The organism is Mycobacterium sp. SA01 (assembly GCF_041287105.1).
Lineage (GTDB): Bacteria > Actinomycetota > Actinomycetes > Mycobacteriales > Mycobacteriaceae > Mycobacterium.
In genome coordinates this window covers 768,380-780,594 of record NZ_JBGGNO010000020.1, presented here as the reverse complement: position 1 = coordinate 780,594, position 12,215 = coordinate 768,380, and the positions used below count along the sequence as shown (strand labels likewise).

The window sequence follows — 12,215 nt, the reverse complement described above, 5'->3', positions numbered from 1 at the left end:
GAACCCATTCCCAAGCACGCCGAAGATCTCAGCAACTGCTAAGACAGTGATCGTTATCATTTCGTTGCAAAGGTTTGATGGCCGTGCGAAAAGGTGTTTTGACCTGCCCATTTAGCAGTATTCAAGATCACAGATGAATGGATGCAACGAACCGCGTCCTTAGATTTTCTTACCGGCGCCGGGCCGAAAGAGGCACAAATCACAATGCCTCAGCCGCGTCTAAATTCCTAAGGAAAATTCTTAACTTATTGACGCGCCCGGAGCTCCACCGAGGCAGGATGTGGCCCTCGACGATCTTGATGTCGACCGTGTTCGCTGATCGGCAGGCTTAGCGAGTCAGTCTCAGCAATTCGCCAGTGGTCCAGATCACACCATCTGTTCGACGGTCTCGCGGCTGCGGACCGGATCGCTGCCCACCACGTAGGACGGCTCGGTGTGGCCGACCACGGTGCCGCCGGCCACCCGCCGACAGGCTTGCTGGAACTCCGGCAGCGGATCCATCGCGAGGTGCGTCGCGTTGAGCGCGGCCCAGGTTGCGGCACGCCGCGCGGCTCGTTCCACCGGGTGAGGCGGTTGATGCCCGAGCATCTGCGCCGCCCAGTCCGGCATGCTGTCGCGGATGGCCCAGTCGAAGAACTTGGCCTCCTGCGGAACGTCCGGATTGTTCTGCAGGTTGGGTCCGGTGAACATGGCGGCGCCGTGAGTCAGGGCCAGCCGCGGTAGATACGACCGCAGGCAATCGAGGGTCTCGGCCTTGGTCGACGGCAGGTCGGTGCCGCCCAGGGCATGACCGACTCGCACGAACTCGCCGTAGTACCGGTCGATGTTGCGCAGCGGGGTCGGATGATAGAGCTCGTGGCCCGTCGCGATCCCCCAGACCACGGTGGCGTAATTCCAGCGCAGCCATTCGGGATCGTCGGCGTCATAGGGCAAGCCGTCGGGCCGCACTCCCTTGATGGTGTGGTGCATGGCGCGCACGGTTTGGGCAACCCGCTCGGCGGTGGCGGTGGATCCGTAGGCAGTTCCGATGAAGAACGCCACCGAGTGGGCAAGGCGGACCCCGGACCCTTTGAGATCCAGCCGACCGGTGGGGTTGCCGTCCTCGTCGTGCTCGACGACCCGGGAATGATCGGAGCCCATCCAGAAGATGCTCGGGTCGAAGCGCTCGATGAATGCGGCGCACTGCAGTCCGAAGATCAATGCAGGGGTGTGCGAGTGGACATGCCAGACCGCGCTTCCGGGACCGAACCAGCCCGGGTCGCCCTCGGGTTCGGAAAACTCCAGACCACGAAAGAACTTCCCGCGGATGTTCTTGTCGAAATCGCCTCTGATCTTGCGCTCGAGAAGCTGGTGCGGCAGTGGCAGTTTCATCTCGGCTGATCCCTTCCGGCGAGCACGCCATTTTGGTTACGCCCGTAACCAAAATAACATGGCGCCGCCCGATGTCCGTATATCCTCGGCCAATGCCGAGTGCCACCCGGTGGGCGGGTTTGTCCGCCGCCGACCGCCAGGCCGAGCGCCGGAGCCTTCTGGTCCGTGCCGCCTACGCGTTGTTCGGCGAGGGTGGCCTGACCGCGATGTCCGTGCGGTCGGTGTGCCGGGCAGCCGAACTCAACACCCGTTACTTCTACGAGAGCTTCACCGACACCGATGCACTCCTTGGCGCCGTGTACGACGAGGTGGCGGGAGAACTCGGCGGGATGCTGACCGCGGCGATGGCCGGTGCCCGCGACCGGCGCGCCCGGCTACGGGCCGGCATCCGAGCGGTGCTCGCCTTCAGCGCGGCCGACCCGCGGCGGGGCAGGATCCTGTTCACCGAGGCCCGCACCAATCCCGTTCTGGCCGCGCGGCGGACCCTGGCCCAGGACCACGTCCGCGAACTCGTCCTCGACGAGCACCGCCGCACCGCACCCGAATCCGACCGGGTGGCAACCGAAGTCGGTGCTGCAATGTATGCGGGCGCGATGGCCGAGTTGGCCCAGCAGTGGCTGGCCGGCACACTCGGCGATGACGTCGACGCGGTCGTCGCCCATGCCGTTCGGCTACTGCTGCCGAACTAGTCCCTCACTCATACCTAGGCGGCCAGGCGGGCAGGGCGAAACGCGACGATCGGCAGCCGGTGCGCGAGTTCGACGTGCGCTGCCGGACTTCCGTCGTAGTCCCGGCACAGCAGGATCCCCATCACCCGGTAGACGAGGGGGCGGATCAGCCAGTGACGCCGTTCGTACTCGGCGATCACCGCAACGGCCTCCGGCTCGCTGAGCACCCGGTGCTCGGCGGAGAACGTCATCCCGCCGAGTTCGATCGATGCCGGTGAACCGGATGCGATGTCGCGGAACCACTCGCACGACGGCCCGAGACCGGCGATGACCATCACCTCGTCGTCGCTCGCGCCGATGACTTCGAGGACCGTGCGGCAGTCGCACGAGTTGGATCCGCCGTGACTGAGGCGAACGAAGCGCTTGCCGAGCAGCCGGCCGAAGCCGTGCTCGTAGATCTCGACCGGGGTGTGAAGCGCCAGCCGGATGATGGGGTGCGGACGAGCCATGCCGGCAGATACCCCTACGTGACCAGCGCAAAACGGGCGCTTTCGACATCAAGCAATGACGCTTTCGAGGTCAAACAACGGCAATACCGCGCGCACCCGAAAGTTGGCCTCATCACCCCCGGGCAGACCCGGGTGGGCAATATTCTGTCGGGAACCGGAACGAGGAGTGCGAGGCGATGAACCCAGACGACGATCCCGAGAAACGCATTCAGCAACTCGAGCGTCCGCTGACCGAGCAGGCCCACACCAGCGAGCTGGGGACCTCGGTGCCGCCGAGCAACTGGACACCGCCTCCCGCCGGGTATTACGGGCCGCCTCCGCCCGGGTATTACGCGCCACCGTCGGTGTCGTCATCCACTCCGGGTCTGCGCCTCGGCTGGATTGTGTTCGTGCTGTTGGTGCTTGGGCTCACCGTCGGCGGCGGCGCGATCCTCATCACCAGTCACATCAACGCCAGCCGCACCTCGCCGGGGCTGCCCACCATCTCCGGTGGCGGCGGCACATTCACCACGGCGACCCGGCCCAGCCGCAGCACTCCGGCTCCCCCGTCGAATTCGGCTGCCACGGTGGCCCCGCCCGAATCGGGCGCCAACCTCAGCGTCTCCGGTGTCAACGAGAACAAGCGGCTCGCGTGCGACGACAGCGTGGTCACCATCAGCGGCATGGACAACACCGTGGTGATCACCGGCCACTGCGCGCGCGTTCAGGTGTCCGGGATGAACAACATCGTGACCGTCGATGCGGCCGACGCCATCGAGGCATCCGGGATGGACAACACGATCACCTACCACGGCGGCTCACCGACGGTCGACAAGTCCGGCTTCTCCAACACTGTCGAGCAGGGCTGACGTCAGTGCAACGCCGGCTTTTCTGGTGCGGCGAAAACCATTGGCAGGTAACGGGATCAGGCTATCGGGCGCACACGTCCGCAGCATCCTCCCGGACTGGGGCGCCGGCCGGCAGGGTGTAAGTGACGACGACCTCGGCGCGCGAGCCGGATTCGTTGGCGACGCGGTGCGGAACGCCCGCGGGAATGGCGACCGCCTGCCCGGCCGCATAGGTCACCGGCGCACATGTACCTGCGGTCTGCAATGCGACCGAACCGCCGGTGATCACCGACAGTTCGGTGCCGGGGTGAGTGTGCCAACCGCTGGTCGCGCCGGGCCCCATCGACAGACTCTGGACGATCTGCGTGGCGGGCCCGTCGGTGGTGATCGACACCGGCGCGTCGGTGTCCCCCTTGGCGAGGTCGGTGCGTGTCACGTCGCCCCCGGGCGGCGTCGCCCCGGCCGTTACGGTGGGCGTCGCCGGACACAGCAAGAGCGCGACCGCGCCGCAGGTCACCAGTCGCATAGTCATGACACTCCTCGTTGTCGATGGGCAGTTAGCCAGACACGCGGCGAGTCTTGACGTTAGCGTGAACTGCACGCGCACAATCGGAAAATGGGAGGGCAGCGCATGCCGAGCGGATGGTTACGCCGAAAGTCTCGCCGAAGTACTGCGCGGGCGGTTGCCTTGGTGGCGTTGTCCGCCGTCCTGGCAATGCTCACAACTGGATTGTTCGCGCCCCCGCGGGCGTCAGCCGACGGCGAGAACTACTTGATCGCCACCGACACCACTTTCGCTCCGTTCGAATTCCAGGACAAGCAAGGCAATTTCGTCGGAATCGACATGGATCTCATCCGCGCGATCGCCGAGGATCAGAAATTCACCGTCGACATCAAACCGCTCGGCTTCGACGCCGCACTGCAGGCCGTACAGGCCAACCAGGTCGACGGCGTGATCGCCGGCATGTCGATCACCGACAAGCGCAAGCAGGTCTTCGATTTCTCCGAACCGTACTTCGAATCCGGTATTCAGATGGCGGTCCTGAAGACCAACAACGACATCAAGTCCTATGAGGACCTGCGCGGCAAGCGGGTGGCGGTCAAGAACGGCACCCAGGGCGCCACCTTCGCGAACTCCATCAAGGACAAGTACGGCTTCCAGGTGGTTTCGTTCGCCGACTCGTCGTCGATGTTCGACGAGGTCAAGACCGGCAACTCGGTGGCGGTGTTCGAGGACTACCCGGTGCTGCTGTACGGCATCGCACAGGGCAACGGCTTCAAGACCGTCACCCCCAAGGAGGAGCCGACCGGCTACGGCTTCGCGGTGAACAAGGGCCGCAACGCCGAGCTGATCAAGAAGTTCAACGCCGGTCTGGACAACCTCAAGAAGTCCGGGAAGTACGACCAGATCGTCAACAGCTACCTCGGTGAAGGCGCCTCGAAGGATGACAATTCGTTCTTCGGGCTGATCAAGAGCACCTACCCGATCCTGCTGCAGGGCCTGAAGATGACCGTCATCTTGACGGTCGTCTCGATCGCGATCGCCCTGGTGCTCGGCGTCATCTTCGGCCTGTTCCGGGTGTCCCGGTCAATTGTGCTGCGTGCCATCGGCACGACGTTCGTCGACATCTTCCGCGGCACCCCGCTACTGGTACAGGCCTTCTTCATCTACTTCGGCATCCCGTCGGCGCTGGGCTTTCAGATGAGCGCGCTGACCGCGGGCATCATCACCCTGTCGCTGAATGCGGGCGCGTACATGACCGAGATCGTGCGCGGCGGTATTCAATCCGTCGACAAGGGACAGATGGAAGCGGCCCGCAGCCTGGGCATCGGATATCTGCCGACGATGCGTAAAGTCATACTGCCCCAGGCTATCCGGACGATGATTCCGTCGTACATCAACCAGTTCGTGATCACGCTGAAGGACACGTCGATCCTGTCGGTTATCGGCATCGCCGAGCTGACGCAGACCGGGCGCATCATCATCGCCGGCAACTTCCAGTCGTTCAAGATGTGGCTGATCATCGGGATCATCTACTTCATCGTCATCATGGCGCTCACCAAACTCTCCGACCGCGTCGAGAAAAGGATCGTGAAATGACCGACCTCGTTCCCGATTCCGCCGACGCAAAGCCGGCAGACACGGTGATGATCCACATCGAAGACCTGAAGAAGTCGTTCGGTGAACTCCTGGTGCTCGACGGCATCACCACCGATATCAAACAGGGCGAGGTGGTGTGCGTCATCGGCCCGTCCGGGTCGGGAAAGTCGACGTTCCTGCGCTGCCTGAACAAGCTCGAGGACATCACCGCGGGCAAGGTGGTGGTCGGCGAATTCGATCTCACCGACCGCAAAGTCGATCTGGACAAGGTCCGGCAGCACATCGGCATGGTGTTCCAGCATTTCAACCTCTTCCCGCACATGACCGTGCTGCAGAACGTCACGCTGGCACCACTGACGACCAGGAAGATGGACAAGGCCGCCGCCGAGAAGAAGGCGATGGAGTTACTCGGTCAGGTCGGTCTCGCCGAGAAGGCCCATGTGAAGCCGGCCACGCTCTCGGGCGGCCAGAAGCAGCGGGTCGCCATCGCGCGGGCGCTGGCGATGGATCCTTCGATCATGTTGTTCGACGAGGCGACCAGTGCCTTGGACCCGGAGATGGTCGGCGACGTGCTGCAGGTTCTGCGGGACCTGGCCGAAGGCGGCATGACGATGGTGGTGGTCACCCATGAGATGGGTTTCGCCCGTGAGGTGGCCTCCCGGGTGATCTTCATGGCCGACGGCAACATCGTCGAGGACGATGCCCCCGATCAGGTGTTCGACCACCCCAAAAGCGAACGGCTGCAGGAGTTCCTGTCGAAGGTGCTGTGAACCTATGCGGTCGCGGACTGCACGGAAAACGGCTCGGTGGTGCGCGCGGCGAGATACTCGGGGCGCGGCTCGGCCGCCGCGAAGGGCCGGCCGAGCTTGTTTTCGACCGAGTTGAACACCAGGAAGATGTTCGACCGTGGGAACGGTGTGATGTTGGATCCCGATCCGTGCATGATGTTGCAGTCGAACCACAATCCGGCGCCGGGCGGGCCGGTGATCTGGTCCACTCCATACCGATTGGCTGCCGCGGTCAGGGTTGCTTGATCGGGTACGCCGACTTCCTGTCGGACCAGGGAGGACGTGTGGTTGCGTTTCGGCGTAGCACCCACACACGGATAGAACGTCCTGTGCGACCCGGGCATGACCATGAGTGAGCCGTTGTAGGGGTAGTTCTCGGAGAGCGCGATCGAGCACGACACCGCCCGCATCGTCGGCATACCGTCCTCGGCGTGCCACGTCTCGAAGTCCGAATGCCAATAGAAGCCGGTCCCCGTGAAGCCCGGCATCAGGTTGACCCGGGCCTGGTGGAGATAGACGTCGCTGCCCAGCAATTGACGCGCTACCGGTAGAACGGTGTCGAGGCCGATGACTTCCGCGATGACGTCACTGAACAGATGCGGCTCGAACACCGAACGGATGCCGCCCTGCCGCTCGCGAACGATGCGCGGATCGTCATCACCGATCAGGCCGCCGATACGAGCCAGCTCATCACCCATCGGCCTGAGCCAGTCTTGCCCGAGTGTCTGCGGACGAGCCAGGTAGCCGTTGGCCGCCATCGATTGCAGGTCCTGGTCGGACAGCGGTCCGTCGTTGCCCTCGCCCCACACCGTCGGCTCGATTCGAGCGATCGGGTCGGCCGGGCGCTCGAGCCGGGTCGGGTAGTTGTCGTGGGGGTGACCGCTCACCTCGCGGGCTCCGCGGGTGGGTAGGTTCCCGTCTCGTCATGTACCTCGGTACCGGTCACCGGCGGATTGAAGACGCACATCATCCGCATCTGCTCGGTACACGTCACCCGGTGGCGCTCATGGCCGTTGAGCAGATACATCGTGCCCGGGGCGAGCGGATACTGCTCACCGGTCTCGTGGTTGGTCAACGTCCCGCTGCCCTCGACAACCCACACGGCCTCGACGTGGTGGCGGTAATGAAATTCGCTGACCGAGTCGGTGTTGATGGTGGTCTCGTGGAACGAGAATCCAACGCCGTCGCCGGCAAGGATGATGCGCTTGGACCTCCACTCCTTGGCGGCCACGTCACGATCGGTGCCGGTGATCTCGTCAGTGGTACGGACAATCACAGGTGAACTCCTTTTGCTGATATGGCCGATGTCAGGACAACGTGCTGGCGACCGACTCGGCGAGTATGTCGATGCCGAGCACGATCTCGGCGTCCGGAGTGGTCAGTGGCGGTAGCAACTTGACGACTTCGTCTGCGGGACCGCTGGTTTCCATCAACACGCCGCGCTCGAACGCGGCACGGCATACCTTGGCGGCTGTCGGCGCATCCTCGAATTTCAGCCCCTGCGCCATACCACGTCCGCGGGCGCTGATCTCGGGGTTCGCGGCCGCGATGGCGTCCAGACGCTCCCGCATCAGGCCGCCCTTGGCGAGGGTCTGGTCAGCGAAGGTGGTGTCCTGCCAATACGCTTCGAGCGCCGCTGTGGCCGTCACAAAAGCCGGATTGTTACCGCGGAAGGTGCCGTTGTGTTCTCCGGGCGCCCACACATCCAGGTCGCGCCGGAACAGGGTGAGCGCCAACGGAAGCCCGTAGCCGCTGATCGACTTGGAGAGTGTCACGATGTCGGGCCTGATACCGGCTTCCTCGAAGCTGAAGAACTTACCGGTCCGGCCGCAACCCATCTGGACGTCGTCGACGATCAGCAGGATCTCGCGCCGATTGCACAACTCGGCCAGAGCGCGCAGCCACTCCGCCCGCGCCACGTTGAGCCCGCCCTCACCCTGCACGGTCTCGACGATCACGGCGGCCGGACGGTTCAGCCCGCCACCGGAGTCGTCGAGCACTCGCTCGAACCAGTGAAAGTCCTCGGTGACGCCGTCGAAGTAATTGTCGTACGGCATCGGCGTCGCATGAACCAATGGGATACCCGCTCCGGCACGCTTCATGGAATTGCCGGTCACTGACAGCGACCCCAATGTCATTCCGTGAAAAGCGTTGGTGAAGTTGATTATTGACTCCCGGCCGGTCACTTTTCGGGCCAGCTTCAGTGCCGCCTCTACCGCGTTGGTGCCGGTGGGCCCGGGAAACTGCACCTTGTAGTCCATGCCCCGCGGAGCGAGAATCAGTCGCTGAAATGTCTCGAGGAAAGCGGTCTTCGCCTCGGTTGCCAGGTCCAGCGAGTGCACGATCATGTCGCGGCTGAGGTAGTCGATCAGCGGCCGCTTGAGAAGCGGGTTATTGTGCCCGTAATTGAGAGCCCCCGCACCCGCGAAGAAGTCCAGATAACGTCGGCCGCTGGTATCGGTCAACCAGGAAGCGCTGGCTCCGGCCATCTCGACCGGCCAGCCGCGGCAGTAGCTGCGCACCTCCGACTCGACGGCGTCATAGACGTCGGGTAGCTGAGAGTCGTTGAACGAAGGCGCCATTGCCTGGGTTGTCATGTTTCCTTTCGGGTGGGTTCAGTCGGAAAGAGCGGCCGCTATCGGCCCGATACTCAGAATCGGTTCGTCTTCGTGTTCACCCTCGGGGTCGAGAAGCTCGGCGCCGAAGTACGGCCGCTCGGTCATCGGGACGCCGTGACGGCGGGCGAAGCCACCGAAGAATGCACGGGACGGCCCATTGCTGGGGGCGACCGTGGCTTCGACGGTCAGCGGATGGCCGTGTCGTGCTCGGCGCACGCGATTCACGAGTTCGTCGAGCATCGCCGCCGCCAGGCCGGTGCCCCGCGCGCGTTCGGTCACCGCGACCTGCCAGACGAACAGCACCTCCGGCCTTTCCGGGGGGTGATACCCGGTGATCAGACCGCAGAGTTCGCCGTCGCGCTCCGCCACAATGGAAGACTTGGCAAAATCCGTGGCCAGCAGCAGATAGGCGTATGTCGAATTCACGTCGAGCACCCCTGTCGCGTCGACCAACCGCCGCATCGCGACGGCGTCAGTCGAGCAGGGGCACCGCAGGTGGCGTTCCCAGGACGCGTGTTGCCTGGTCACGCCAGGTATATCAGTAGTCCACGGGCTTTGCAGCCCGCGGGTGTTGGAAGCATTCATCTCGGGTTGAAATCTCACCACCGAACAAGTCATCGTCGTCGTCAGTTCAAATCTTCGGCGAGCTGACCGTAGGCCCGCAAAGCGTTGTGAGCAAGCTGTGAGACCACACGGCGAACGCGGCGTGACGACGGCAGCGCCTTTGTTACCTGCGCCGATAAGGCGCATCGAGATCAGCATCACCCCAGACCGGCGTTACCAAATCGTTACCAAACACTCACGCCGATGATTGCGCTCCGACAACCATTGCCGGTGGTAAATCTTCGCCCGACCGCATCGCTCGCAGCATTTGGGTTGTGCACAACTTGATTGTGCCCTATGCTCTGGTGGTGCGATGGTAAAACGCTGCAAGCCATGGCTTCCCTGCATGACCAACTGGAAAGGAACTCCGATGAAGGTTCTGTACACCGCTGAAGCGCTGGCCACCGGTGATGGGCGCGACGGGCACGGCCGAACCTCCGACGGCAAGGTGGATGTCGATCTGAGCATCCAGAAAGAACTCGGCGGCACGGGTACCGGAACCAACCCCGAGGAGCTGTTCGCTGTCGGCTACGCCGCGTGCTATCACTCCGCTTTGCGGCTCGTTGGCCGGCAGGAGAAGGCTGACGTCTCCGATTCAGCTGTGGGAGCTAAGGTTTCACTCGGCAGCAATGACGCCGGCGGCTTCGTCCTGGCGGTCGAGTTGGAGATCGTGCTACCCAACGTCGACCATGAGACCGCGGTGGCGCTGGCGGACAAGGCGCATCAGGTCTGCCCCTATTCGAACGCCACCCGCGGCAACATCGATGTGAAGCTGACCGTCACCGACGACTGAGGTCAGACCGGACGCTAGGAAAAGTGCGTGTGCGCCCGGGGCAACTCGGCGCCGTCGACGCTGATGTCCAGCTTCTCGTTGTAGAAGGCGACCATGTTCGCGATCGAGGCGACCGCAGGCAGCGGAGTGTTGTAGGTCCAGGCCAGATCTGGATACAGGGTGTCGCCGACGCGCACCGACCAGTAACCCGAGGTGACGCCCTTGTACGGGCACAGACTCTGGGTGTCCGACGGCTCGAGATGCTCGAACGCGACGTCGCTGCGGTCGATGTAATACCTTGTCGGCAAACCGGTTTCGAACAGCAGAACGGGACTGTGGGTGTCCGCCAGCACGGCACCGTCGAGTTCCACCCTCACGTGACGGTGGGAGCGCAGCGCATCGACGCGCGCGTAGGGGTTGCGGGGGTGGCCATAGATCGGCTCGTCCTCCTCGAACCAGTTCAGCGCTGCCCAGTCGAAGCGGACCAGGCCGGCGACCGGCCCCTCTCCCGCGTCGAACACTCGCGCCGCCGACGGGTGCGTCTGTGACCCGGCACTCACGGCACATGTGCGCGACGGGCCGAACTGCACGCGCTGCGGATGGTCCTCATCGATCAGGAACTGTGATCGCACGTCGGCCAGCGGAATGTAGTACTGCGGGTAATACGGGACCTCCCAGACATACCGCGCTGCTGTGGTGTCGAAGATCAGCTCCGTGCCGAGGAAGCCGCGGACCCGGCGGGGCGACGGTTCTATCCGGCCGCGGGCCGCAGCCACCTGTGGATAATCGGTCGCCGGTTGCTCGGATGCGGTATTCACGATGGGACTCCCTTGCCGTGGATCACGTCGCCTTCCATCATGACGAGCGGCGGGGCGGGTAAACCAGCGGCGGGCAGAATCAACCAAGGAGCGGTGCGATGACACGAGCGGGCTCGGACGCGATCCGCGCGGAGACCATCACGATCAAGGGACACGGCGGCGACGAGATCGAGGCCTACTGGGCCGGGCCGCTGACCAGCGGGTCGCGCGGCGGTCTCGTGTGGATCCACCACATGCCCGGCTACGACCGGGAGACCAAGGAGTTCGTCCGTCGGCTCGCCGTCAGCGGCTACCACGTGGTGTGCCCCAACCTGTATTCGCGGGAAGCGCCCGGCGCCGATCCCGACGATGCCGCGGCCGCCTCCCGGGCCGCCGGCGGTGTGCCCGACGAGCGCCTGGTCGGCGATGTGGCCGGCGCGGTCGCCCATCTCGGCGGACTGCCCGGCGCGAACGGGAAATTCGGCGTGATCGGTCACTGCTCAGGTGGACGGCACGCGTTCCTGGCGGCATGTTCGTTGCCGTTCGACGCCGCGGTCAACTGTTACGGCGCGTTCATCGTCGAGGATCCGCCGGAGGGAATGCCCAAGGCGATGAAGCCGATCCTCGACCTGGCGCCGAGCCTGAGCGCCCCGATGCTCGGGCTGTTCGGTGCCGAGGACAGGTTCCCGACGCCCGAAGCCGTGGCGATCCTCGACGCGGAGCTGACCCGACTCGGCAAGCCGCACGAGTTCCACAGCTATGACGGCGCGGGCCATTCGTTCTTCTCCGTCGACCGGCCCGCCTACCGCGTCGACGCCGCCGTCGACGGGTGGCGACGCATCGACGCCTTCTTCGCCACTTACCTGAAAGGCTAGGTCTCCGATCTCATGTGCACCTATCTCACCGAACGGGTCGTCATCGAGGGCAGCGGGAAGGGCGCGACGGGATGGTTCGGCGCCGACCGGGCCACCGTCTACGTCGACCACCCGGTGCACGCGCCGTACACCCACACGGTGAACATCGACGTGCTCAATCCGGCGCTGGGACCCGCGGCCCGGGTGGCACTGGAATTGACCGAAGAAAGCGCGTTGGCGTTGGCCGATGCCATCCACCGGGCCATCGGGCACGCCCCCGCCGGCCTCGCGTCGCGCGACCAGTAGA

Annotated in this window: 15 protein-coding genes; 7 read left to right on the top strand and 8 right to left on the bottom strand. The window is 64.3% G+C overall.

The window, feature by feature from the left end; genetic code table 11:
* Positions 1-366 precede the first annotated feature (366 nt).
* On the bottom strand, positions 367-1,365 hold the full coding sequence (locus AB4879_RS23010; protein WP_370509558.1) for an oxygenase MpaB family protein: 999 nt from the start codon (positions 1,363-1,365) through the stop codon (positions 367-369).
* Between the two features lie 98 nt (positions 1,366-1,463).
* On the opposite strand from AB4879_RS23010, the gene AB4879_RS23005 reads away from it, so the two are divergent.
* Positions 1,464-2,060 (top strand): TetR/AcrR family transcriptional regulator, encoded by a 597-nt coding sequence (locus AB4879_RS23005; RefSeq protein WP_370509408.1) that lies wholly within the window; start codon positions 1,464-1,466, stop codon positions 2,058-2,060.
* A gap of 14 nt (positions 2,061-2,074) precedes the next feature.
* Here the strand turns inward: AB4879_RS23005 and AB4879_RS23000 are convergent, their stop codons facing one another.
* Complete coding sequence (locus AB4879_RS23000) at positions 2,075-2,548, bottom strand: hypothetical protein (protein ID WP_199189977.1); 474 nt, start codon at positions 2,546-2,548, stop codon at positions 2,075-2,077.
* A 176-nt stretch (positions 2,549-2,724) separates the two neighbouring features.
* Here AB4879_RS23000 and AB4879_RS22995 point away from each other — a divergent pair, with 176 nt between their 5' ends.
* Entirely contained in the window at positions 2,725-3,396 is a 672-nt protein-coding gene (locus AB4879_RS22995) for a DUF3060 domain-containing protein (RefSeq protein WP_370509407.1), read from the top strand.
* A 61-nt stretch (positions 3,397-3,457) separates the two neighbouring features.
* Here the strand turns inward: AB4879_RS22995 and AB4879_RS22990 are convergent, their stop codons facing one another.
* Positions 3,458-3,901 carry a cupin domain-containing protein gene (locus AB4879_RS22990; RefSeq protein ID WP_370509557.1) on the bottom strand — a complete coding sequence of 148 codons (444 nt, stop codon included), beginning with the start codon at positions 3,899-3,901 and terminating at the stop codon, positions 3,458-3,460.
* A 189-nt stretch (positions 3,902-4,090) separates the two neighbouring features.
* Here AB4879_RS22990 and AB4879_RS22985 point away from each other — a divergent pair, with 189 nt between their 5' ends.
* Both AB4879_RS22985 and AB4879_RS22980 read left to right on the top strand, forming a co-directional pair.
* Positions 4,091-5,476, top strand: a complete 1,386-nt coding sequence (locus tag AB4879_RS22985) for an amino acid ABC transporter substrate-binding protein/permease (protein WP_233209429.1) — start codon at positions 4,091-4,093, stop codon at positions 5,474-5,476.
* Entirely contained in the window at positions 5,473-6,246 is a 774-nt protein-coding gene (locus tag AB4879_RS22980; RefSeq protein WP_370509406.1) for an amino acid ABC transporter ATP-binding protein, read from the top strand. Before AB4879_RS22985 ends, AB4879_RS22980 begins: the two co-directional genes overlap by 4 nt.
* Before the next feature lie 2 nt (positions 6,247-6,248).
* Here AB4879_RS22980 and thpD read toward each other — a convergent pair whose 3' ends face one another.
* From thpD to ectA, 4 genes are read right to left on the bottom strand one after another with little or no spacing between them, the layout of a single operon-like run.
* Entirely contained in the window at positions 6,249-7,151 is a 903-nt protein-coding gene (gene thpD, locus AB4879_RS22975) for an ectoine hydroxylase (protein WP_370509405.1), read from the bottom strand.
* On the bottom strand, positions 7,148-7,540 hold the full coding sequence (locus tag AB4879_RS22970) for an ectoine synthase (protein WP_102808881.1): 393 nt from the start codon (positions 7,538-7,540) through the stop codon (positions 7,148-7,150). Before AB4879_RS22970 ends, thpD begins: the two co-directional genes overlap by 4 nt.
* A gap of 31 nt (positions 7,541-7,571) precedes the next feature.
* Positions 7,572-8,861, bottom strand: a complete 1,290-nt coding sequence (ectB, locus tag AB4879_RS22965; protein WP_370509404.1) for a diaminobutyrate--2-oxoglutarate transaminase — start codon at positions 8,859-8,861, stop codon at positions 7,572-7,574.
* Positions 8,862-8,879: 18 nt separating this feature from the next.
* Complete coding sequence (ectA, locus tag AB4879_RS22960) at positions 8,880-9,467, bottom strand: diaminobutyrate acetyltransferase (RefSeq protein ID WP_370509556.1); 588 nt, start codon at positions 9,465-9,467, stop codon at positions 8,880-8,882.
* Between the two features lie 388 nt (positions 9,468-9,855).
* On the opposite strand from ectA, the gene AB4879_RS22955 reads away from it, so the two are divergent.
* Entirely contained in the window at positions 9,856-10,278 is a 423-nt protein-coding gene (locus AB4879_RS22955; RefSeq protein WP_102808917.1) for an organic hydroperoxide resistance protein, read from the top strand.
* 14 nt (positions 10,279-10,292) lie between these two features.
* Here the strand turns inward: AB4879_RS22955 and AB4879_RS22950 are convergent, their stop codons facing one another.
* On the bottom strand, positions 10,293-11,075 hold the full coding sequence (locus AB4879_RS22950) for a DUF427 domain-containing protein (RefSeq protein WP_370509403.1): 783 nt from the start codon (positions 11,073-11,075) through the stop codon (positions 10,293-10,295).
* A 98-nt stretch (positions 11,076-11,173) separates the two neighbouring features.
* Between AB4879_RS22950 and AB4879_RS22945 the strand changes: the two genes are divergently transcribed.
* Both AB4879_RS22945 and AB4879_RS22940 read left to right on the top strand, forming a co-directional pair.
* Positions 11,174-11,929, top strand: a complete 756-nt coding sequence (locus AB4879_RS22945) for a dienelactone hydrolase family protein (RefSeq protein ID WP_370509402.1) — start codon at positions 11,174-11,176, stop codon at positions 11,927-11,929.
* Positions 11,930-11,941: 12 nt separating this feature from the next.
* Positions 11,942-12,214 (top strand): DUF6295 family protein, encoded by a 273-nt coding sequence (locus AB4879_RS22940; RefSeq protein WP_036343599.1) that lies wholly within the window; start codon positions 11,942-11,944, stop codon positions 12,212-12,214.
* The last annotated feature ends 1 nt before the right edge of the window (position 12,215 follow it).